This is a genomic window from Thalassolituus marinus, assembly GCF_020320395.1.
Taxonomy (GTDB): Bacteria; Pseudomonadota; Gammaproteobacteria; order Pseudomonadales; family Oceanobacteraceae; genus Venatoribacter; species Venatoribacter marinus.
Window position 1 is genome coordinate 1 of sequence record NZ_JAEDAH010000070.1, and the last position, 21,782, is coordinate 21,782.

Below are 21,782 nucleotides of genomic sequence, written 5' to 3' on the forward strand. Positions count from 1 at the left end.
AGTTCCCCTGGTAGGCAGTAGGCATTGCAGATTTAAAAGTCGTTTATAGAAAACCGATATCTTTAAAACTGTGGGACAGCAGTGGGCTGAGGCCGGTTTTTTTATTTCCGGCATTTTTGTGTGTCAGAATTATGACAGCTCGGTGGCTGAACATTCCTTAGTCTGGTCAGTTATCCACATTGAGGAATGTGGGTGGTTACTAACTGTTTAGCCAGCAAGGTTACGTCGCTTCCATTTCTCTAATTGGTTCTTTCGTACCAGAGCCTCATTTTGGCGCACGGCGCTCCGAATTGATGCGGGTTATGCACACAGCGGGAATTGGCCGTTTTCTATACGACTATTTGGCCTGAAATATAGTAAACACCCTATTGATTTATGTAAGTCATTGAAAAATAAAGAATTTTAATTTGTTCAAAAAATAACCAATCTGACGTAAAGCCCATAATTACGCGACTTAGGTTACGATATAAATAAGGTATCAACAGATTTATCCACAGTTTCTGTGGACAGTAAATCTGGTCAAAGTGAGGTATTGGGAAAAATCTCAAAATGGCCGGATTTTTCAAATGTAAAGACTTGACGTGATTTTCAGTTCGTTGTTATGCACATTAAAAGAGTCGATGTTCTGAACGTAAATTCAAAAGTCAAAAATCTGAAAGATCAGCGAACTCTGGCTGTAACTTATTGAAAAATATAGATTTAGCAATCTGGGTCAAAAACAATCAATTTGTCAGAAACCCGCATAAACACTGGCTTTGCGGGACTTTTCTAAAACTTTTCCAATGACTTATCCACAGAAATTGTTGATAAATCCACGACCCCTTGAATTTTGTGGGTTTGCGGCCCTGTGGATCGTTTATTTCCAGCGATTCACAGCGGTTCTTCATCTTCATTTGTGCGATTCAGGAACAAATCCAGGGATGGATGAGGTTCCTCACAGAACGTATCTCTGACGCTGTCCGGCACTAAGTCGGTCCAGCCGAACATATCCAGCAGCCGCCGGAAGATAGCGTCTGGTGGTGCAGTGAAGGTCATGGTCTCCCCACTGATCGGATGCGGCACGGTTAACTCGGATGCATGCAACAACAGACGTGGAGCTTGCAGGTGATCGCGGAAGTAGCGGCTGTGGCGTCCCTTGCCGTAGCGGGCATCACCAATGATCGGATGGGCCAGATGCTTGAGGTGACGGCGTAGCTGATGTTTGCGGCCGGTATGAGGCGTACATTCGACGAGCGAATAGCGTGACTGTGGATACTTATCGATTTCCACCGGAATTTCGACCTGCGCCAGGCAGCGAAAATCGGTAATGGCTTCCTGTACCGGACGAATACGCTCGTGTTTTGCGTATTTATCGACCGGTGGTGCCATCGGGTAGTCGAGGTGGGTAAATTCGGGCATCCAGCCACGGACAATAGCCAGATACTTTTTATCAACACTGCGCTGGCGCCAGAAGTCGGTAATCTGGCTGGCCATTTCCTGACTCAGAGCGAACACCAGAACTCCGGAGGTGGGCTTATCCAGGCGGTGTACCGGGTAGACGCGCTGACCGAGCTGATTGCGCACCAGCTGCAGGGCAAACTGTGTTTCGTGGCGGTCGATTTCGCTGCGGTGCACGAGCAGACCACTGGGTTTGTTAATCGCAACCAGGGTTTCGTCCTGATAGAGGATTTCCAGTTCTGTGCTCATCTGATCGGCTCCGGTTTAAAGCGCGCGACTTTACCTTATTCATGCGCACAAGTTAACGTATGGGCTATGCGCATGCGGGTATGATTTCGTTTTCGTTTACCTATAACAAAGATAACAACAGGTTCTGCTATGAAATTCTGGCTGTCTGTCGGCGCACTGGTCGTATGTGCGTCACTGATTGCAGTGCGTCTGGTGTATGTTGAATCGGCGCCTTTCCCTGATCGCAGTGGTATGCCATTGCTGGCATCGACGGCACTCGAGCGGGTAGCCGATCTGCCGCAGCCACCGGGCAACATTGCGGTTCTCAATGACGATACCTTCTTTTTTACGTTTCATCCGGAAGCTTCGCCGGCGCTGAATGTTGCGCGCTGGCATCAGGGCGAGGTGACGGCTTTCCCGGGTCCGCAATGGCAGCCGGGTGGCGATCATAAGGATGCTCTGCACGAAGTATTATCGGTACGCCTGCATGGCAACGAACTCTGGCTGCTCGACAACGGCCGTCATGGATTCTCATCAGTGCGTTTGCTGGCATTCAATGCCAGCAGTGGCGAGTTTCTGCAACAGTACCGTTTTCCTCGCCATGTTTTTCCGCTCGGCTCACATGCCAATGATTTCCGCATTTCTGACGATGGTCGTTATTTCTTTATTACCGATGCCAGTTTGTTTTCACGTACCCCGGCGCTGGTGGTATACGACCAGCAAAGCGGACACAGCCGACGGTTGCTGGAGGGGCACTCATCGGTCGCGCCGGGGCCTTTCCAGCCGGTGGTGCAGGGACGCGACATGACCCTGTTTGGCTTATTCACCATCAATCCGGGCGTGGATGGTATTGCGCTGGATGCACAAAATGAATGGCTCTATTTCGCCTCGGTGGCGGCGGATCAGGTTTATCGACTGGCGGTTAGTGATGCGGTCAATCCAGAGCTTAAAGCATCAGAGCTGGCAGCACGGACAGAGGCTTTGGGCGAGAAGACCATGACCGATGGCATGGCGATTGACCGGCAGGATAACCTGTATCTGTCGGATCTGGAGAATTCGGCCATTGTCAGACGTACAGCGGATGGCGAATTGCAGACTCTGTTACGTTCAGCGGATTTGCGCTGGCCGGATGGTTTCAGTCTGTATGGCGATTACCTGTACGTTACCTGCTCAGCGCTGCATCAGGTACTGGGGCGAAGTCAGGAAGAGATCCGTGCCGCGGGACCATTTCAGATTTATCGCATCAATCTGGCCGACGCCAGGCTGGCACTGGAAGAACTCTGACTTTCTGTGTCTTTCAGGTTGCTGAACACCGCGTGGCTTTCGTGATTGGTTGCGCAGTGAAAGTCGAGTAATAGCAGTGACAGTTTTTCCGGGTCTTCCAGATGGGGGAAGTGTCCGCAACCAAGACGATGCTGCGGCAGGCGTGTCAGCGGGGGCAGAGCACGGCGTAACGGATCAAATTCGCCGCTGATCACCTGTACCGGAGCATCGAAGGCTTCGTGCTGCAGTTCTTCCGCCAGCGGCAACTCAAAACGATAGTTAAATAACCGTGGCAAGACCTGCAGTCCCTGATGCGCACAGAGCAGCTGCCAGCTGTCGTGCAGACGCTGGGTTGTCAGGCGCGCGAACGGGCCTGTCAGTGTTTCCAGATAACGGCCGTACAGGCCCATGGTTAACCAGCGCCGCAACAGTTTTCCGGATGGTTCCGAGATCCAGCGTTCACGCCACAGAAACCCTTCACGATTGCCACACAGACGTGGTGTTATCCAGCTGACGGCCTCGGGAGGCTGATCACTGGCCATCAGCTCTGTGGAGACGGCAGCGCCATAGTCATGGGCGATGATCTGGTAGTGTTCGATATTCAGATGGTTCAGCAGGCTGAGTATTGCGTCAGCCTGATCTGCCAGTCGGTAGTCATAGTTCAGTGATTTATCCGAGTCTCCGCAGCCGGGAAAGTCGGCTGCGATCAGACGGAATTGCCCGACCAGCATTGGCCACAACGGGTGCCAGTCCCAGCTACTGCCGGGCAGGCCGTGCAGTAGCAGCAAAACAGGACCTTCTCCCTGGTCCTGATAGCAGATATTCAGGTTCTGCCAGTTGAACGACTGTTGCTGGCTACGCCAGATATTCGGGTTGAGCACATGATCTCCTTACAGGCTTATTTATAATTATTCGCCTGGTACTCACTGGGTCAGTCCTTTATGGGAGCAAACAGCAGATCTGTTTCTCCGTAGTCGATACCGAAGCCGGACAGCGCGGCGCTGATCTGCCCCCGGTGATGCGTCTGGTGGTTGAACAGGTGTTGCAGAATGAGGTCGAGAGGCCAGCTCATTTCTTCGCCGCGGGTATTGGTGTAAGTCACCACATCGGTGGCATCATCGGCGCGCAATAAATCGCACCAGCGCACCAGCACATCATCTGTCTGTGTGCGCATAGCGCGCAGTGCCGGAAGGTCAACGACCAGCGTGTCACGCAGAGTAATGGGGGAAGGCAGGGATTTCAGTTCTTCAAGAATAGGGAAAATAGCGGACATTCGTTTTGTCCATAGCAGATCAGTCACCAGCAGGTGATTCCAGCTACCCAGTACCGAGCCAAAAAACAGGCCGCAGTCTTCCTGCAACTGCTCTGTGGATAGTTGTTCACAGGCGTCCAGCAGCTGCTGATTGATCCAGCGGTTGTAGCGGGCATAGCGGCTATAGTGATCTGACCACGGCATCGCAATTCTCCCTTGGTATAAGGTTACTCTATGCCACGTCCCGGTTATCGGCAAGTCAGCGCCTGAGCCTGCTGGCTGAGATTGAGATGGGGCGCTGATTTCGCTACCTTAGCGCCTTTCTGCAATGGACTGTAAAACATGCTGCGCGCAACTTTGCTGTGTATTTCCCTCATTCTGACGGCTTTAGTACAGGCCGAGCCGGTTGCCTGGGATCGCGATGACGATGACTGGCGTAGCAGTCGGTCAGAGCACTTCGTTATTCATTTCCGCTCCGGTTATCAGGATATGGCCCGATATGCGCTGTCGGTTGCTGAGCGTGTGCATACCGAACTGGTGCCATTTTTTGGCCAGGCACCGGATGTGCCGACGCAAATGGTCTTAGCCGATGATGTTGATTACTCCAATGGCTGGGCAACACCACTGCCGTTCTCGCAGATACGTTTGTTTGTCAGTCCCCCGGAAGATGTGGCGGGGCTGGAGCATATGGATGACTGGCTGCATGGCCTGATTCGTCATGAGTACGTCCATGTTTTGCATATGAACATGGCGCAGGGCGTACCGCAGAAAGGACGTAGCCTGTTTGGCCGCCTGCCATGGTTTTTCCCCCACGTTTTTACACCGCCGACCTTTATTGAAGGACTGGCAGTCTATCTGGAAACCAACCATGAACAGGGCTACGGCCGCCTGGATGGTACCTACTACGATATGCAGATGCGGGTGGAAGTGGCCAATGGCATCGATTCACTGGACAAGGCCGTTATTCCTCTGCGTGACTGGCCACGGGGCAAGGCGTATCTGTATGGCGCTTATTTTATGGCTTATATCGCTGAAACCTATGGTGATGAGGCGCTGTCGCGTTACCTGAGGCTCTACAGTCGCCAGATACTGCCGTTTTTTATGCAGAACAGCACTGCCCGCCGGGTATTCGGCAAGTCCTTCGCAGGTTTGTGGCAGGACTATCAGCAGTGGCTGGAGGCCCGTTTCAGTGCTCGCAATCAGGCGCTGATGGCGGACCTCCGTGAAGGTGAGAGTTTGCCGCTGGTACCGGGTTACCGTCGCAAAACGGCAGCCATGGGCGATCAGCTTTGGTTGGTAACCAACAACAGTGAAGAGCGCAGTTTCATTGCACGCTGGTCAGATCCGCAGGCTGGTGGTGAGCTGCAGGAGCAGGAGCCGGTGCGCGGTGCAGCAGATCTTGATGTCGCAGCGGACGGTCGCGTTGTGCTGTCGCGCCAGATTGCCCGGGTGTCCGGGCGGGTCATCGACGACGTCTTTATCTGGACTGATGAGCTGGGCTATGAGCGCCTGACTGACGATATGCGTCTGCGTAAAGTGCGCTGGTCGGCTGATCAGCAGTCGGTTATTGCCAGCCGTAAGGATGCTGGCCTCAGTGAATTATGGCAGCTGTGGCCGGACGGACGTCAGCAGCGTTTGTGGCAGTCAGAGCAGCATCAGGTACTGGGCGATTTCGATGTGTGCGCCGACGGCAGGCTGGTGGCGGCGATAAAAATGCCCGGCCAGGGCTGGAACCTGGCGGAGTATCTGCCGGCCGCTGGCTCTTGGCGTCTGCTGACGGATACCCGCGCGACCGAAAACGGCCCAGAGTGCCAGACGGACGGCCGCGTGCTGTTCAGCGCTGATTACGATGGTGTTTACAACCTGTATGTGCTTGATCCGGGCACAGGTCTGGTGCAGCAGCTGACCCGGGTTCTGGGCGGGGCGTTTGAACCTCGTCAGCTGGCGAGCGGCGTTGTCTATCAGAGCTACACCGCTGACGGCTTTCAGTTGATGAAGCTGAATAACCCGCAACCGCTGGCAGTATTTAATATTGGTGAGAAGCAGGGGCGTTACGACTATCAGCCTGCTGTCAGTGAGCTGGTCAGCATGTCAGAGAGTGCTTACTCACCCTGGAGTACGCTGCGGCCACACTACTGGGTGCCTTTGTGGTCGGTCAGCGATCATTCGACATCGGTTGGTCTGAACACCGGCGGCAGCGATGCACTGGGGCGGCATATGTACGATGTGACCGTGTTGTGGGACACCGACAATAGCTGGGCCGATTTCAGCCTGACATACCTCTACGACAACCGCTGGTTTCTGGGCTGGTTACGCAGCCATGAGATTCACGATCTGGACCTGGGTATTGAGGATGACTGGTACGCGACTCAGGAAGATACCTTCCTCTTGCAGCGTACAAATCTGGTCAGCGCACTGGAAGATCGTCTGAATCTGCATCTGGGGATCAGCGCGGAACATCAGAGTCTGGCCTTGCGCCAGGACTGGATGCCTGCCATTGCCGGCCTTGAAGAAACACTTGCTGGTGCGGCCCTGACCTTCGACAACCGCCTGCTGCTGCGCAATGTACACGGTATAGGCTGGGGCAGTTACGCCGATCTGGTGTACGAAAGCAATGACGTGCTGAACAGCGACTATTCCGGTAAGCAGTGGCAGTCGCGCTGGCAGCACACGTTCGATTTAGCGGGGCGGGACTCATTTGCTTTCCAGATTATGGGCGGCATTGCTGATCGGGGCGCAGAAGCGTTTTCTCTGGGCGGTGAAGTAAGCGAAGAAACGCTGCTGTTCGGGCGTGATCGCTTTGCTTTGCCGGGCTACGTCAATGGCGTTCAGTTCGGACACAAGTATTATGTTGGTGAAGTGGCCTATACTGCGTGGCTGGATCGTATTGAAGACAACTACGGCCTGTTGCCGCTGGGTATCGGTGATATCAGTGGCCGTCTCTGGTATCGCGAGGGCAGTGCCTGGTTCCGTCAACAGCACACGCCATCACTGGCCTCGGTGGGGGCTGAACTCAACGTCGATGTGGTGATCGCTTACCGCGCGGTGCTGCCGATCACGATTGGTGTCGCTCAGGGGCTTGATGAGGACCTGGGAGAAAACACCGTGTATGTTCGTAGTCAGGTCGCGTTCTGAGCGTGACCTTCATTTTCTAATTTCTGAACAGGGTATTGCATGGATTTTATCTGGATTCTGGTGGCATTCGGTTGTGGCTTTGCCGTCAAGTTATTAGGTATGCCACCACTGGTCGGCTACCTGGCTGCCGGATTCGGACTCCATGCGCTCGGTTTTGAACAGGCCGACAGTCTGCAGGCGCTGGCCGATCTCGGTATCACCCTGATGCTGTTTACCATCGGTCTGAAGCTGAACGTTGGTGCGCTGCTGAAGAAAGAAGTGCTGGTTACCAGTCTTGCCCATACCTCAGTGTGGGTGGTGGTGGCCGGCAGTCTGCTGTTTCTGCTGACCTTACTGTGGGCAGGCAGTCATTTTGCTCTGTCACTGGAATCACAGTTGCTGATTGCCTTCGCGCTGAGTTTCTCGTCCACCGTGTGTGTGGTGAAAATGCTGGAAGATGCCTCCGAGCTGAAGTCCAAGCATGGCAAAACGGCGATCGGTATTCTGGTTCTGCAGGATGTGATTGCCGTTGGCTTTCTGGTGGTGTCGCTGGGTAAGGTGCCGTCCGTGTGGGCGCTGGGACTGATCGGGTTGTTCTTTATTCGCCCGCTGCTGGGGCGCCTGCTGAATCAGGCCGGGCACGATGAGTTACTGCCGCTGGTGGGCTTTTTTCTGGCTCTGGGCGGTTATGAGCTGTTCTCGCTGGTCAATATCAAAGGCGATCTCGGCGCTTTGATTGCGGGCATGCTGCTGGCATCCCATGCCAAATCGGCAGAGCTGTACAAAGCGCTGATGGGCTTCAAGGATCTGTTCCTGATCGGTTTCTTCCTGACCATCGGTTTCACCGCGCTGCCGACCTTTGATATGACACTGGTGGCGCTCGGCCTGCTGCTGTTGCTGGTATTCAAGTTTGCGTTGTTCTTCCTGCTGCTTAACTGGTTGGGGATGTCCGGGCGTTCGTCTTACCTGACCTCGCTGGCTTTGACCAACTTCAGTGAGTTCGGTCTGATTGTGGCGCACCTCGGTGTGTCCAGTCAGTGGTTGCCGGAAGAGTGGCTGGTGATTATTGCGCTGGTGATGTCATTCTCGTTTGTACTGTCGAGTTTCCTGTTCCGCCGCGCTCACCTGATCTATGCCCACAATAAGAAGTGGATTAACCGCTTTGAGAAGCCGGGGACGCATCAGGCGTTTCAGAAGCCCAAAGATGCCGACGTGCTGATTGTCGGTATGGGCCGGGTGGGCAAGGGGGCGTATCTGGCCCTTGAGAAAGAAATCGGTCAGCGCGTTTTTGGCGTTGAGTCGGATATCGAACGGGCCAATAGCTTACGCGAGGAAGGTCTGAATGTGATTGTTGGCGACTCCGATGACCTTGAGTTCTGGCAGCATGTTACCCGTACCCAGGTACGGCTGGTGATGCTGGCGCTGCCGTCTCAGGTTGAAATGCGCAGTACGCTGGAGATGCTGTCTCTGGCGGATTACAAAGGCCGGGTGGCTGCGGTTGCACGTTACGATGACGAGCGCAGGGAGTTGCTTAATCACGGTGTTAACGTGGCGTTTAACTATTACTCTGAAGTCGGTGCCGGTTTTGCTGCAGAAAGCCGCCATCTGCTGGAAGAGCAGGACGGGCTGGATATCGCCCGTCAGGTCTGATCTGGCTACTGTCCCAGTACAGCCGCCAGCTGAGTCGTGTCGGTGACGCGCAGGATTTCTTCGTTACCGTGGGCAAAGCCCTCACTGTGTACGTGACGCAGCAGATCGAACAAGGGTTGCCAGTACCCATCGACGTCGTAACACAGGCAGGGCTTGCTGTGTGAGCCCATGCCGGCCCAGCACCAGATCTCAATCAGCTCATCAAGTGTGCCGACACCACCGGGCAGGGCGATAAAGGCATCGGCCAGCTCGGCCATCATGGCTTTACGCTCATGCATACCTGCAACATGGTGTAATTCCGTCAGCCCCGGATGACCCACTTCACGCTTATTCAGCCAGTCCGGGATTACCCCGATAACTTCGCCACCTGCGGCCAGCGCGCTGTCGGCGACGATGCCCATCAGGCCGGTGGTGCTGCCACCATAGACGATGCCAATGCCCTGCGCTGCCAGCCAGGACGCCAGCTCGTGGGCAGCCTGTGCGTATTTGGCGTCGTTTCCCGGTCGTGATCCACAGTAGATTGCTACGCGTTTCATGGTTATCTCCGTTAGTCACCGCGCTTATTCCCGCGGGATCTGATCGTTATGCTGATTAGCTTTTATGCCTATATGTTGCCAATTTTACGCAGCTTTTACTGCCCCTGAACTACTCTCAGACAATAGTCTGAACAGGAGGACTGGCCATGGCTAAAATGACATTCCGGTTTACCACTGAAGTGGAAGTAGAACTGCGTGGCAACAGCTACGAAGAAATCTACATGATGCTCAAGGATATGATGCATGGTGACAGGCCCATCAGCGCGCAGAGCAATGTCAGGATTTTCCCGCCGGAAGAGAGCGGTATGTTCTTTTCAATGGAGGGAGAGCGAGAACTGCACGAGATACCTGCATTCAAGGGCGACTTCCGCCGCGATATTCTCGAGCACTGAATAACCGGCGGGCAATGCCCGCCCGGCTTATCAGAACAGCTGCAGTACCAGAGCGGCTTGTTCACAGTGATCTTTTTCTTTCAGATCGTTCTTCTGTTTAGCCTGCTGCGATTTGATTGAGGTATAGCTGCTGGGCGAACCTTTACAGATGGTCAGACCCAGTACGTTGTTCTTTGATTTTACGAACAGGTTCATGTTCACCAGTCCCCGGGTGCGCGAGCGCAGATAGATCTTTTTCGGGGAAATGGTAAAGGAACGCAGCCCGTCTTTGGCCGTGACGTTCATGCTCTCGCCAGCGGGAGCATTCACAAATACGGCATCGTCGCGAATCTCAATGCTGGTCCAGTTGGAGTCTGTTTCAAACTCCAGTTCGTATACGGTTTCTTCCGCCAGTAACTGGCTGGAAAAGGCGGTCAGGAATGCGAGAACTAGTACTTTCATCATGTAAACCTTCCGTGGATTTCTCCGGGATGGTGAATTCAGGGGTGAAAAAAGGGCTTTGAATGTTCAAAGCCCTGTAAGTTATATAGTTCACACTTCTTATATCGTCAAAGATCAAAAACTCTGAACAACTGATCAGAATCAGAGATGACCCTCGGCGTACTCGGCCAGAACCGACCGTGGCGAGCCCTCCAGATGGATGGTGCTGCCATGGGCAAAATCCTTAAAGCGTTCAATCAGATAGGTCAGACCGGAACTGATCGGGTTCAGGTAAGGCGTATCGATCTGCGCCAGGTTACCCAGACACACCACTTTAGAGCCGGCACCGGCACGGGTGATGATGGTCTTCATCTGATGTGGCGTCAGGTTCTGACATTCATCGATCAGAATCAGGCTGTGCTGGAAGCTGCGGCCGCGGATGTAGTTCAGCGACTTAAACTGCAGAGGGACCTTCTGCAGTATGTAGTCGACGCTACTGGTGGCGTTTTCGTCGTCACTGTGCAGTGCTTCGAGGTTGTCGGTAATTGCCCCCAGCCAGGGTTCCATCTTCTCTGCTTCGGTACCCGGCAGGAAGCCGATATCTTCATCCAGCCCGCGGGTTGAACGGGTGGCGATGATGCGTCGGAACTGTCCTGTGGCCACCGTCATTTCAATGGCGGCGGCGAGTGCCAGGATGGTCTTACCGGAGCCGGCCTGACCGGTCAGGGTGACCAGATGCACGTCAGGATCGAGCAGCAGGTGCAAGGCAAGTGCCTGTGGGATATCTCTCGGGGTCAGCCCCCAGGCGGACTGACGCATCAGTTGATCGGCTGGCAGGTCCTGCAGCACCGCCGTGTGCTCTTCCAGTGCCACGACCTTACCGATAAAGCCCTTTTCATCGACGATAAAGCGGTTAAGGAACAGCTCATCAGGCAGGTTCACCAGCGGGATGCGGTGATAGGTGCCCATTTCATCGTGGAAGGTTTCTACTTCCCGCTGCGTTTCCCAGAATGAATCGAAGAAGGTGTGGTAGCCGGTTTCCAGCAGGGATATATCGTCAACCAGCTGATCATTCTGGTAATCCTGCGCACCGATGCCACAGCCGCGGGCTTTCAGGCGCATGTTGATGTCTTTGGTGATCAGCACTACATCGCGGCGCGGATTTTTTTCCTGCAGTGCCACCAGACTGTTAATGATTTTGTTGTCGTTGAGATCAGTCGGGAGTGAACGGCTGGGGGAGTCGAAGGTATCCAGCAGAATCGATAAATGGCCCTGAATTCCGCCGTCAGGGCGAACGATGGGTACTCCTTTGGCGATTTCAGTTGGTGAGGCGTCGCCAATGATGCGGTCGATTTTACGGATGGCTTCACGACAATCCGTCGCGATGGAAGCCTTGCCCATTTTGAGCTTGTCCAGTTCTTCCAGAACGGTCATGGGAATCACGACCTGATGTTCTTCAAAATTCAGGATCGCAGCAGGATCATGAATCAGAACATTCGTATCCAGAACGTACAGCTTGGTATCGGACTTACGTGCGGCCATAGAAGCACTCCTGATAGCAGGTTGAGCTAAGCAGATTACGTGGGGACTGGTTGGCATGCCGGCGTTGAGACGGGTCCTTTGACGGGCAGGGCATGAGCTGCGGGTGTGAGTGGGAAGGGGTGAAGTCGTGCGTTGGAAACTGAGGGCGGTAGAGGGAGTGGACGTTGCAACAGGCGTTCAGCGTCTGCGGTTTCTGCGGGCAGCGTTCTGACAGAATGCTCTGGAGTATTCTGCCCGGTCTGCCATGTCCTGACCGGAAATTTTTCAGCAACAGCAACCCTCCTCCGTGGGGTCATAGATCTACTATTACCCGCATGAAAGCTTCTTGCCAAGTGTTTGTTTTATGACATGGGTTTGTCGGCTCTGTCCTGTCAGCCACCGCGCAAGCGTGCCAGATACTGTGCCAGATCAGGCAGTAACTGCAGATACAGCCCCAGTTTTCCCAGTGTGATCAGGTTATCCGGGGTGAGTAACTGATCACGTGCCTGATGGACAGTCTGCAACAGCAGGCGCCGTGCCCGCAGACGATTAACCGCCCATTCAACACCCGGGGCCAGCAGGGGCGAGAGCAGCAGCAGTGAGGCGATACCGCCCCCCACGCCTGCCCAGGTGACCCAGCCGGGCACACCAAACCATCCCGCCCATACCCCGCCCCACCAGGATTGCTGACTGATATAAGCAGAGCCGGCCAGCGTGCCCCCAATGCTGGCAGCGCTGCTCAACAGTGCTTTATCTCCGAGCATGCGTCCGGTGAGCATCAGGGTGACGGCCACCAGACCTTCGCGTAAACCATCGGCTGGCAGATGCAGTCGCTGCAGTTGATGGCGCACATAGTTTTCATAGTCGTGCTTTTGTGTCTCAGACAAAGGTATCAGGTTTTCTTCATGCAGCTGGTGGCGCATCAGCACCTCGTCGCAATAGGCCTGAATACGTTCATCCAGCCCTTTCAGATCGAGCAGATCGTCACGCAGGATCTGTTGCAGGGCCTGTTGTTTACCACTCAGGCGCTGGCTGTACTGTTTGCGCAGAACGATGGCCGCCAGCGAGCGAGGCAGTAACAGCAGGTCCTGGGGGATATCGGTGCGATGTCGCCAGTGACGGGCCGAAACCTGGCGCACACTGGCGAAGTGGAGCTGGTAGACTGTGTCTACGCGCTGTTCAGCCAGGGCGAAATGCTCCTCGATCAGGGCTGTCAGTTGCTGCGTGTATCCGCTGGCAGAATCAGACGGATTTGACCCGGGGGTTTGGCGCATTTTAACCTTTTGGCTCCTGGCAATAACTTCTATTGTCGCTGGCCCGGCTAAGACCGGCGCAGAATAACCCTGTTGCAGCGGATAGCAGCAGGAAGAATAACAACAATACTCTCATCAGAAACGGGGGCTTCATGGCTTTCTTATCACGGATTCTGCTGGGCCTGATTGCATTCAGTGCTCTCTCCGGCTGCTCTACTATTTACCGCACGACCGGCTGGTTTGCTTACGACTATACCGAGGAATATGCCATTCCTTACACCATGAAAGAAGGCGATCCGGAAATGGCCTGCGGTATGACTACTGCGCTGGCGCCGGCCCTGCTGTCTTTCACTGAACTGACTTTTACCCCGGACCGTGCCGCAGTGTCGATGTACATGATGGCGGGCTCCTGCGCGGAAGAAAAAGCACATGAAGAAGCCCTGAGCTATCTGCGTGCGTTCAAGTCACAGAACATTAATGAAGCAAAAGATGCGCGTATCCGTGAAAAGCGTCTGTTTGCAGTAGCGGCTGCACGCCAGTATCAGGCCTACCAGCACATGGTGGCTGAATTCGGTGAACCGGGTGAAAGCTGTCCTGACCTGAGCGACGATGAAGAGATCTACTGGGTGCTGGGCTCCATCGCGGGCATGCAGTCGGTGATGAGTGATCTGCGTTCACAAAGCTCTGTAAACGTGCCAAAAGACATTGCCATGAAAGCCGTTCGTGGTCTGCAGTGTGTTGATAACGTGCGCTGGTGGGGGCTGCCACAGGCTCTGCAGGCGGGTATCTGGGTGATGATGCCGGATACTGCACCGAAGGGTACTGACCCATGGCGCGAGATGGAGAATGCCAGCCGTATTGCAACCGCGTCGGGTGTGCGTATGGCGCACGCCATTGAAGTGGTGATTGCAGACGGTTCAGGTAACGCGGAGCAGCTGCGCAAGGCGATTCGTCGTCATGCTGACTCGCTGAAAACGGTACCAAGCAACCCTGACTACCGCATGATGGATATCATGGCGTCACGTCAGATTCTGGCAGTGTCAGATCGCTTGTGGACAGAGGGTACTGGTTCCCGCACTCCGGTTGGTGCTCTGGGCACATTCTGGGATGACGAGAAGCCGCAGATGAATGCCCTCGATATCGACGATCTGCTGGAGGACTGACATGCTGCGTTCACTGATTTCTGCAGCGCTGATTGTCGCTGCTCCGATGACCATGGCCCTGGAAAAGCGCACCTTCTGTGTGTACGACCCTCTGGGTGCCAATGGCTCGCTGTTTGGCATGAGCAAGGACTACCAGGCGACGGCGCTGGAGTGGGGCGTGGATTTCCACCTGCGCGCCTACACCGATGAGAAGATTGCCGTTGACGACTTCAAGGCGGAACAGTGTGATGCGGTACTGATGACGGGCGCCCGAGCGCGTCCGTTCAATGCCTTCACAGCCACCATCGAAGCCATTGGTGGGGTACCGAGCAACAGTGTGATGCGCAGTGCGATTGGCGCGATTTCGTCGCCGAAAGCCGCTAAGTATATGACGCAGGGTAAATACGAAGTGGGTGGCATCCTGCCGGCCGGTCCTATTTACCTGTTCGTACGTGACCGTGCTCTGGACACGGTTGAAGAAATGTCAGGGATTAAGATTGCCACCTTCGAATATGACCAGCCGTCGATCAAGATGGTGAATCACGTGGGTGCTTCTGTAGTACCGGTGAACTCGGCCAACTTTGCCGGTAAGTTCAACAACGGCAGTGTTGATGCAGCCTATGCCCCGGCCGTCGCTTATAAACCGCTGGAAATGTATAAGGGGCTGGGTACCAAAGGCGGTATTCTGCGCTTTAACCTGGCTTACCTGGATTTCCAGATCATCCTGCACAAAGATCGCTTCCCGGAAGGCTACGGTCAGAAATCACGTAGCAAGATCGCTTCTGTATTTGATCGCATGGCGGAGTACATTAAGAAAGACACCGCTGAAATTGACGAGAAGTACTGGGTCGATCTGCCTGAACCGGATTACGAACGCTACACCGAAATGCTGCGCAGTGTGCGAATTGGCCTGCGTGATGAAGGTGTGTATGACGGCAATATGCTGAAACTGCTGCGCAAACTGCGCTGTGCAGAAGACCCGGCAAAAGCCGAGTGCGTAGAAAAGCTCGAATAACAATAAGAAATCCGCGGGCGTAAAACGCCCGCACGTCAGAGGTACGTTTCAATGGAGCAGTCCATCCGTCGTGTCGGCAACCGCACGGCCTATGAATGGCTGGCGGCTATGCCTGCTTTTCTGGTGCTGGTATTTGTGGTGGTGCTGAACAGCAGCCATGCTTTGCATGCACGCTTACTGCAACTCGGGGAAAACGTCTGGGACGGCTACTATCAGCTGCGCCTGGACCCGGTTGCACCTTCCTGTAATCCGGCCATGGATATTGATGCCGAATTAGCCCGTCTGGTAGACGAGGCATCTGCTCAGGACGACGAGTGGGATCTGTTTGAGGCTGAGCCGGTTGATCCGGCAGTGATGCGTCAGTCACTGCTGGCGGCACAGCAGCAGTGTGCCGATAAACACGCCTTCTATAACGAAACTTCTGAGCGGATTACGCCAGCGGTTGTCGCTTTCCGCACCGTTGAACAGGCGATTGCCAGCTTCGGTGAGTTTGGTATGACGGCACAGCGTATTATGCTGGCGGTACTGGTGCTTATCTGTGGTCTGACGGCACTGTTCCGTCGCCATCACATTGCACTGCGTCCGATGGAAACCGAGATGGACTACCGGGTTGCCTCCGGCGCCCAGCTGATAGCCAGTGGTATTCTGTTTTATTCGGTGTTCAGTTTCCGCGAAGTGGCCTTCAGCTCTGGCATTGAGGTGTCGGGCCAGCACGCGGTTCTGCATCACCTGTGGATCGTCGGCTTTGCATTTATTCTGCTGCTGAGCCTGTATCAGTTCCTGTTTATTCCCAAGGATGCCAAGCCAGGTGGCAGCTTCCTCAAGGCACAGCTGTCGGTACCTCTGTATGCCACCATGTGCATCATTTCCGGCGGCTATTTTATTTCTGCCGGTCACAGCGCAGGTATTGGTATTTATCTGAACCAGATGATGGAGCTGTCGCAACTGTTCCTGAATGTGGGTCTGTATGTCTGGATTGGTATGCTGCTGAAGCGTACAGAGCTGGCGCAGGTGGTATTTAACGTTTTCCGCCCATTCAAGATGCCGCCAGAGTTACTGGCTGTGGTTGTTGTTGCCATCGCAGCGATTCCAACAGCCTACACAGGCGCTTCCGGTATCTTCGTTATTGCCGTTGGTGGTCTGATTTACGCTGAATTGCGTCGTGCCGGCGCCCGTCGTCAGCTGGCGCTGGCGGCCACTGCCATGTCTGGTTCACTGGGTGTGGTACTGCGTCCTTGTCTGCTGGTGGTGATTATTGCCGCGCTGAACAACGAAGTAACGACCGACCAGCTGTTCGGCTGGGGTGTGAAAGTATTTTTCCTGACCACCATCCTGTTTGCCGGTATTGCCTTGTTAACCCGCCGGGGACCAATGCGAATGGAAGCTCCGGAGAATGTATTCCCTGAGTTTCTCAAAGCGCTGCGTCCGCTGCTGCCGTACTTCGTCATTATCGGTATCACGCTGGTACTCTATGCACTGGCACTGGATGCTTATCTGGATGAGTTCTCCGCGCCGTTTATTCTGCCGGTACTGTTGCTGGTGATTCTGGTGTACGAGCGCCTGAATCAGGAGAAAGGCGTTCTGAAGCGTGAAAACCTCAATATTGATTATGTTGAGACCCGTCTTGAGCAGTCCTGGGAAGACCTGCGTGATGGTCGTGATTCGCTGGAGAAAACCATTCGAGAAGCCACCACTGAGACTACCGGGCATATCGGTGCTCTGCTGATGCTGATGGGGCTGTCCGTTAGTATCGGTGGCGTCGTAGAACGTGCCGAACTGATGAGCATGGTACCAACGTCGTTTGAATCAGTGTGGCTGGCCATGGCTCTGCTGGTTGCCATTCTGGTGGTGATAGGCATGGTGATGGACCCGTACGGTGCGGTGATTCTGGTTAGTGCCACCATTGCCACCATCGCCTACGATAGTGGTATTCATCCGGTGCACTTCTGGATGGTAACGCTGGTGGCCTTTGAGCTGGGTTATCTCAGTCCGCCGGTAGCGCTTAATCACTTGCTGACAAGGCAGGTGGTGGGCGAGGAAGAAGTCCGCCTGGCCGCTGAAGAAGCGCGAGGACTGTCCTTCTGGTATCGCTACGAGAAAATTCTGCTGCCGTTGGTGACTATGGCAATTGCACTGATGATCGTTGCCTTTGTTCCTCTGATGATCGGCTACGACTGATCGTCCTCCGGGCTGATCTGAGTCAGGATCAGCCCTTTGTCTCTCCCTTTCATTCTGTTCGGCGTGTCTATACTCAGAACAGCTGTACATGAATGAAAGGTGCTCTATGTATCGTCCCCCGGCGATTACTCCAACAGATGTTGAACACTTACTGAAAGAGGACGAACTGATCGTGTCCAAAACCGACACGTCCAGTCGTATTACCTATGCCAGTGAAAGCTTCTGCGCTATCTCTGGTTATGCCAGTGAGGAGCTGCTCGGCAAACCGCACAGTATTATCCGCCATCCTTGTATGCCCAGGGCGATATTCAACCTTATGTGGGAACACCTGAAGCAGGAAAAGGAATTTCTTGGCTATGTTAAAAACCTGTCCAGGGATGGCAGCTTTTACTGGACCTTTGCCAGTATCGCGCCGACCTATGATAAGGAAGAAGTGGTTGGCTACATGTCATCCCGCCGGGCACCGACACGGCAGGCACTGAATATCATCGAACCGATCTATCAACGAATGCGTCAGGCCGAAATGCAGTTGCCACCGGATCAGCAGATACCGGCTTCGAGTGCATTGCTTTGGCAGGAAATCAGCCGGGAGTATCAGAGCTATGCTGAATATATCCTTTCTCTCTAGCCCGATGTTTCGTCTGGTGGCGGCGATGGTTATCTCTGCCAGCGGACTTATCTGGTATGCCGTACAGAGCGGAATTTTTCTGCCTGCTTTTATCTGTGTGACCTCATTGTTTCTGCTGGCTGTGGTGAGTCAGCTCAGTTTGAAAAAGTCTGATCGGATGGCTGCCGATATTCACCGGATTCTGGCCGAGTCTGAACAGGGGCGACTGCATTGCCGGGTGATGGTGAAGACAGACAACTCGAGAATCAGCGGCATAGCCCGAAGTACTAATAACCTTCTTGATCTGGTCGAAAGTTACATCCGTGAAGTAGAGAACTCGTTTCGCGAAGCGTCTGAAAACCGCTATTACCGTCGCCCGCAGTTCAAGGGAATGCACGGGGCCTTCGGCAGCTCACTGCAGCAGATTGGTGGCGCCTTTCATGCTATGGAGGAAGCATTCTTTCTGCGTCAGCAGCAGGCCGTCGAGTCATCGATCGACACGGTGAAAACTAACAGTCTGCTGAAGAATCTTGGTCGCAATCAAAGTGATCTGAATAAAGTAGCCAGCGAGATGGAACAGGTGGAACACATTTCCCAGGAAGGGGTTAAGTTATCGACCGATGCTCTCAGTGAAATCCGTCATGTCTCCGGCAGCCTCGAAACCCAGGCCGGAAAGGTCAAGGAAATCCGCAGCACCGCTTCGGAACTGAATACCCAGACAGAGCAGATTACCAGTGTACTTACACTGATTGATGAGATTGCCGGTAAGACCAACCTGCTGGCGCTGAATGCGGCGATTGAAGCGGCAAGAGCCGGGGAAGCGGGACGGGGCTTTGCGGTGGTGGCTGACGAAGTCCGCGCACTGGCAGAAAGTACACGTCAGGCAACCGCCGATATCAACAGCATAATTGGTCGCTTCCGCAGCGTCAGTGCCACGATGGAAAGCCAGGCCTGTGATGTGGTTGAAATGACCGATGAAGCACTCAAAGCGACCGGCGTATTTGCCGATTCGTTCCATCAACTGGCCAATATTGCACAGAAGACCCACGAGAAGGTGAATTACTCACTGATCGTCAGCTACGCCTCACTGATTAAAGTGGACCACATGATTTATATTCAGAATGGCTACCAGGCAATGGAAAGCGGTTCGCAATCTGATGCCTGGCAAGCTGTTCAGGTTGATCATCATGGCTGTCGTTTTGGTCGTTGGTACGATACTGGTATCGGCCGTCAGCACTTCTCTCATTTACCAACCTACAGTGCTATTGAGTCGGTTCATGAATGTGTTCATACCAGTATGCATGGCATTCTCGATCATATCAGTCAGGCGGACTGGAAGCGGAACGTGCGCACTCATAATGCGATCCAGGCTGGTTTCAGTAAGCTTGAGGAATGCAGCAACGAGTTGGTTCAGCTGATTGATCATCTGACGGAAGAAAAACTGCGCTTCGAAACAGCATCAGCATCGGCGGAAGAAGCGGACATTGAGCTGTTCTGACGGCTGGTGCTGGGCCGCGCAGATATAAAAAATGCCGCAATAGCGGCATTTTTTATGTGTCCGGCGAGATCAGTGAAGCTGAATCTTCACGACGGTATCCGGACCAAAGGAAATGTTCTTCAGGACGACATCACCCATATGCTGGCCTTCGGCACCGGCAACGCGGACATTACGGAAAGCAATCTGGCGAATGCGGGTAGGCATCTGGATGTCGAGTGAACCATCGGCGTTGATGGTTGTGCGTGGACCTGGCTCATACTCCACACCGGATACTTCCATATCGGCATCCAGCAGGTTAGTACCCGGCAGGATGGACGATGCGAGACTTTCCAGCGTTGTCACAGCGGTTTCTTCGTCAGAACTGAGATCGCTGTTGACGATGTCGAGCAGTCGCTCATAGTTGTCCATGGCGCCCTGAGCGGTAACGGATGACATCGCGCTCTCACTCAGTTCCTGCATTCCGCTGCGGACATTGATGGTCTGTTCTGCCACCGCGATGTTGTCATCTGTAGCGGCGTTGGCATTGGCCATAAAGGGTTGGAAAGGGCCCAGCAGCATGGCACTGATGGCTGCCACCAGACGGTAACGGGACTGTTTGCGCAGCGCTTTATCCAGTTGCTTCTGACTGATCCAGCCATTGCTGATCAGAGCTTCACCCAGACGCATGCCAGTCTGAGACTGCATGGTCAGTGCCTGATCGAGCTGCTCGCGAGTGATCAGTCCTTTGTGGATAAGCAGTGTACCCAGCCGGGAACGCTGCTGTATTTCATGGCGCTTCTGCATGTCGTGACCTTTTTTTCGTTCTTGTTATTCTTTCGACACCCTTCATGATGCCTCAGAGGGCCTGAGATGACAATAACCTGAAAGTTGTCGGAATAACGTAACACCACTGTTTATACCTGCAAATCATTGATTTATATGAAATATGTCTAAGCAGGCGGTTTTGTAACAGTTCCATCTGATGCGAAAATCGGCGAACTTAAGGGAAGTATAGAAGGCGCCTGTTGAGCTGCCGGGCAATAGCGCCGGTACATCATCAGATTGTCATTATTTATTTCAGAGAGGCCAGTGCGAAGGGTATTCTGACGCCCTTTGAACAAAAGCCGGGGATATGGGTCTCAGTCTGCCGTTTAACATGACGGCCCGCCCCCCTATAATGCTGGCCAACACAGACAGATACACGACACCGGAGACTCATTGCTATGAGCGAAGCACGCCACGTTAAGTTACTCATTCTTGGTTCAGGCCCGGCGGGTTACACCGCTGCTGTATACGCGGCCCGTGCGAACCTCAAGCCGGTCATGATCACTGGCATGCAGATGGGCGGTCAACTGACCACCACTACCGAAGTGGATAACTGGCCTGGCGATACCATGGGTGTTCAGGGTCCTGAACTGATGGAACGTATGAAGGCGCACGCCGAGCGTTTCGAGACAGAGATTGTCTTTGACCAGATTTCCGAAGTTAACCTGAAGCAGCGACCTTTCTATCTGAAAGGTGACAGTGGCGAGTACACCTGTGACGCGCTGATCATTGCCACTGGTGCCAGTGCTAAGTACCTGGGCCTGGAAAGCGAAGAAGCGTTTAAAGGCAAGGGCGTATCGGCCTGTGCCACCTGTGATGGTTTCTTCTATCGCAAGAAGCCGGTAGCGGTCATCGGTGGTGGTAATACCGCGGTGGAAGAAGCTCTGTATCTTTCCAATATCGCATCTGAAGTGATCGTGGTTCACCGTCGTGAAGGTTTCCGTTCAGAGAAGATTCTGGCCGATAAACTGATGGATAAGGCGGCTAACGGCAACGTAACCATCCACTGGAACAACGAGCTGGATGAGGTGCTGGGTGACGACATGGGTGTAACGGGCATGCGCATCAAAAACCGTGAAACCGGCGAGACTCAGGAAGTTGCGGTTGATGGTATCTTCGTTGCGATTGGTCATTCACCGAATACCGCCATTTTCGACGGTCAGCTGGAAATGAAAGATGGCTACCTGAAAGTACAGACTGGCAGCAATGGTAATGCTACCCAGACCAGTATTGAGGGTGTGTTTGCTGCCGGTGATGTCTCTGACCATATTTACCGTCAGGCGATCACCTCTGCGGGTACCGGCTGTATGGCCGCGCTGGATGCTGAGCGCTACCTCGATAACCTGAAATAATTCAGCGTTAATCGCAATAAAAAGCCCCGCCAATGCGCACTGCTGTCCCACAGTTTTAAAGGTATCTGTTTTCTATAAACGACTTTTAAATCCGCAGTGCCTACTGCCTCCCAGGGGAAC

General features: G+C 53.9%; 18 protein-coding genes. 10 read left to right on the forward strand and 8 right to left on the reverse strand.

Annotated features, from left to right (window positions below; translation table 11 throughout):
- Positions 1-870: 870 nt before the first annotated feature.
- Complete coding sequence (gene truC, locus I9W95_RS12190) at positions 871-1,686, reverse strand: tRNA pseudouridine(65) synthase TruC (protein ID WP_225675267.1); 816 nt, start codon at positions 1,684-1,686, stop codon at positions 871-873.
- A gap of 129 nt (positions 1,687-1,815) precedes the next feature.
- On the opposite strand from truC, the gene I9W95_RS12195 reads away from it, so the two are divergent.
- Entirely contained in the window at positions 1,816-2,949 is a 1,134-nt protein-coding gene (locus tag I9W95_RS12195; RefSeq protein ID WP_225675269.1) for an SMP-30/gluconolactonase/LRE family protein, read from the forward strand.
- Here I9W95_RS12195 and I9W95_RS12200 read toward each other — a convergent pair.
- Both I9W95_RS12200 and I9W95_RS12205 read right to left on the reverse strand, forming a co-directional pair.
- Positions 2,901-3,809 carry an alpha/beta fold hydrolase gene (locus I9W95_RS12200; RefSeq protein WP_225675271.1) on the reverse strand — a complete coding sequence of 303 codons (909 nt, stop codon included), beginning with the start codon at positions 3,807-3,809 and terminating at the stop codon, positions 2,901-2,903. The two genes, I9W95_RS12195 and I9W95_RS12200, sit on opposite strands and share 49 nt — an antisense overlap.
- A 50-nt stretch (positions 3,810-3,859) precedes the next feature.
- Entirely contained in the window at positions 3,860-4,384 is a 525-nt protein-coding gene (locus tag I9W95_RS12205; RefSeq protein WP_225675273.1) for a DinB family protein, read from the reverse strand.
- Between the two features lie 138 nt (positions 4,385-4,522).
- Between I9W95_RS12205 and I9W95_RS12210 the strand changes: the two genes are divergently transcribed.
- The gene (locus tag I9W95_RS12210) at positions 4,523-7,315 is read left to right on the forward strand and encodes a TolB-like translocation protein (RefSeq protein WP_225675274.1); all 2,793 of its coding nucleotides are present in this window, start codon (positions 4,523-4,525) and stop codon (positions 7,313-7,315) included.
- 39 nt (positions 7,316-7,354) lie between these two features.
- Positions 7,355-8,944, forward strand: coding sequence for a cation:proton antiporter family protein (locus tag I9W95_RS12215; RefSeq protein WP_225675276.1), 1,590 nt, complete (start codon positions 7,355-7,357; stop codon positions 8,942-8,944).
- Positions 8,945-8,949: 5 nt separating this feature from the next.
- Here the strand turns inward: I9W95_RS12215 and I9W95_RS12220 are convergent, their stop codons facing one another.
- Positions 8,950-9,480 carry an LOG family protein gene (locus tag I9W95_RS12220; protein ID WP_225675278.1) on the reverse strand — a complete coding sequence of 177 codons (531 nt, stop codon included), beginning with the start codon at positions 9,478-9,480 and terminating at the stop codon, positions 8,950-8,952.
- Positions 9,481-9,626: 146 nt separating this feature from the next.
- Between I9W95_RS12220 and I9W95_RS12225 the strand changes: the two genes are divergently transcribed.
- Entirely contained in the window at positions 9,627-9,872 is a 246-nt protein-coding gene (locus I9W95_RS12225; protein ID WP_225675280.1) for a hypothetical protein, read from the forward strand.
- A gap of 30 nt (positions 9,873-9,902) precedes the next feature.
- On the opposite strand, the gene I9W95_RS12230 is transcribed toward I9W95_RS12225, so the two are convergent.
- From I9W95_RS12230 to I9W95_RS12240, 3 genes are all read right to left on the reverse strand, one after another.
- The gene (locus I9W95_RS12230) at positions 9,903-10,316 is read right to left on the reverse strand and encodes a hypothetical protein (RefSeq protein ID WP_225675282.1); all 414 of its coding nucleotides are present in this window, start codon (positions 10,314-10,316) and stop codon (positions 9,903-9,905) included.
- 138 nt (positions 10,317-10,454) lie between these two features.
- Entirely contained in the window at positions 10,455-11,834 is a 1,380-nt protein-coding gene (locus I9W95_RS12235) for a PhoH family protein (protein WP_225675284.1), read from the reverse strand.
- Positions 11,835-12,205: 371 nt separating this feature from the next.
- Positions 12,206-13,087: a hypothetical protein gene (locus tag I9W95_RS12240; protein ID WP_225675286.1), complete on the reverse strand. Its 882-nt coding sequence runs from the start codon at positions 13,085-13,087 to the stop codon at positions 12,206-12,208.
- A 131-nt stretch (positions 13,088-13,218) separates the two neighbouring features.
- Here I9W95_RS12240 and I9W95_RS12245 point away from each other — a divergent pair, with 131 nt between their 5' ends.
- The 5 genes from I9W95_RS12245 (at position 13,219) to I9W95_RS18525 (ending at position 19,506) form a co-directional block, all read left to right on the forward strand.
- The gene (locus tag I9W95_RS12245) at positions 13,219-14,229 is read left to right on the forward strand and encodes a hypothetical protein (protein ID WP_225675288.1); all 1,011 of its coding nucleotides are present in this window, start codon (positions 13,219-13,221) and stop codon (positions 14,227-14,229) included.
- 1 nt (position 14,230) lies between these two features.
- Complete coding sequence (locus I9W95_RS12250) at positions 14,231-15,223, forward strand: putative solute-binding protein (RefSeq protein WP_225675290.1); 993 nt, start codon at positions 14,231-14,233, stop codon at positions 15,221-15,223.
- Positions 15,224-15,274: 51 nt separating this feature from the next.
- On the forward strand, positions 15,275-17,401 hold the full coding sequence (locus I9W95_RS12255) for a TRAP transporter large permease subunit (protein ID WP_225675292.1): 2,127 nt from the start codon (positions 15,275-15,277) through the stop codon (positions 17,399-17,401).
- 106 nt (positions 17,402-17,507) lie between these two features.
- Positions 17,508-18,029, forward strand: a complete 522-nt coding sequence (locus tag I9W95_RS12260) for a PAS domain-containing protein (protein WP_225675294.1) — start codon at positions 17,508-17,510, stop codon at positions 18,027-18,029.
- On the forward strand, positions 18,004-19,506 hold the full coding sequence (locus tag I9W95_RS18525; protein ID WP_318653614.1) for a methyl-accepting chemotaxis protein: 1,503 nt from the start codon (positions 18,004-18,006) through the stop codon (positions 19,504-19,506). The genes I9W95_RS12260 and I9W95_RS18525 overlap by 26 nt, the downstream gene beginning before the upstream one ends.
- A 69-nt stretch (positions 19,507-19,575) precedes the next feature.
- Here the strand turns inward: I9W95_RS18525 and I9W95_RS12275 are convergent, their stop codons facing one another.
- Positions 19,576-20,289 carry a hypothetical protein gene (locus I9W95_RS12275; protein ID WP_225675296.1) on the reverse strand — a complete coding sequence of 238 codons (714 nt, stop codon included), beginning with the start codon at positions 20,287-20,289 and terminating at the stop codon, positions 19,576-19,578.
- A gap of 419 nt (positions 20,290-20,708) precedes the next feature.
- Between I9W95_RS12275 and trxB the strand changes: the two genes are divergently transcribed.
- The gene (gene trxB, locus I9W95_RS12280) at positions 20,709-21,662 is read left to right on the forward strand and encodes a thioredoxin-disulfide reductase (RefSeq protein WP_225675298.1); all 954 of its coding nucleotides are present in this window, start codon (positions 20,709-20,711) and stop codon (positions 21,660-21,662) included.
- The last annotated feature ends 120 nt before the right edge of the window (positions 21,663-21,782 follow it).

What these genes read in the sequence shown, in the direction of transcription:
- truC (WP_225675267.1), bottom strand. Translation starts at nt 1,686, where the DNA reads ATGAGCACAGAACTGGAAATCCTCTATCAGGACGAAACCCTGGTTGCG.
- I9W95_RS12195 (WP_225675269.1), top strand. Translation starts at nt 1,816, where the DNA reads ATGAAATTCTGGCTGTCTGTCGGCGCACTGGTCGTATGTGCGTCACTG.
- I9W95_RS12205 (WP_225675273.1), bottom strand. Translation starts at nt 4,384, where the DNA reads ATGCCGTGGTCAGATCACTATAGCCGCTATGCCCGCTACAACCGCTGG.
- I9W95_RS12210 (WP_225675274.1), top strand. Translation starts at nt 4,523, where the DNA reads ATGCTGCGCGCAACTTTGCTGTGTATTTCCCTCATTCTGACGGCTTTA.
- I9W95_RS12215 (WP_225675276.1), top strand. Translation starts at nt 7,355, where the DNA reads ATGGATTTTATCTGGATTCTGGTGGCATTCGGTTGTGGCTTTGCCGTC.
- I9W95_RS12220 (WP_225675278.1), bottom strand. Translation starts at nt 9,480, where the DNA reads ATGAAACGCGTAGCAATCTACTGTGGATCACGACCGGGAAACGACGCC.
- I9W95_RS12225 (WP_225675280.1), top strand. Translation starts at nt 9,627, where the DNA reads ATGGCTAAAATGACATTCCGGTTTACCACTGAAGTGGAAGTAGAACTG.
- I9W95_RS12230 (WP_225675282.1), bottom strand. Translation starts at nt 10,316, where the DNA reads ATGATGAAAGTACTAGTTCTCGCATTCCTGACCGCCTTTTCCAGCCAG.
- I9W95_RS12235 (WP_225675284.1), bottom strand. Translation starts at nt 11,834, where the DNA reads ATGGCCGCACGTAAGTCCGATACCAAGCTGTACGTTCTGGATACGAAT.
- I9W95_RS12240 (WP_225675286.1), bottom strand. Translation starts at nt 13,087, where the DNA reads ATGCGCCAAACCCCCGGGTCAAATCCGTCTGATTCTGCCAGCGGATAC.
- I9W95_RS12245 (WP_225675288.1), top strand. Translation starts at nt 13,219, where the DNA reads ATGGCTTTCTTATCACGGATTCTGCTGGGCCTGATTGCATTCAGTGCT.
- I9W95_RS12250 (WP_225675290.1), top strand. Translation starts at nt 14,231, where the DNA reads ATGCTGCGTTCACTGATTTCTGCAGCGCTGATTGTCGCTGCTCCGATG.
- I9W95_RS12255 (WP_225675292.1), top strand. Translation starts at nt 15,275, where the DNA reads ATGGAGCAGTCCATCCGTCGTGTCGGCAACCGCACGGCCTATGAATGG.
- I9W95_RS12260 (WP_225675294.1), top strand. Translation starts at nt 17,508, where the DNA reads ATGTATCGTCCCCCGGCGATTACTCCAACAGATGTTGAACACTTACTG.
- I9W95_RS18525 (WP_318653614.1), top strand. Translation starts at nt 18,004, where the DNA reads ATGCTGAATATATCCTTTCTCTCTAGCCCGATGTTTCGTCTGGTGGCG.
- I9W95_RS12275 (WP_225675296.1), bottom strand. Translation starts at nt 20,289, where the DNA reads ATGCAGAAGCGCCATGAAATACAGCAGCGTTCCCGGCTGGGTACACTG.
- trxB (WP_225675298.1), top strand. Translation starts at nt 20,709, where the DNA reads ATGAGCGAAGCACGCCACGTTAAGTTACTCATTCTTGGTTCAGGCCCG.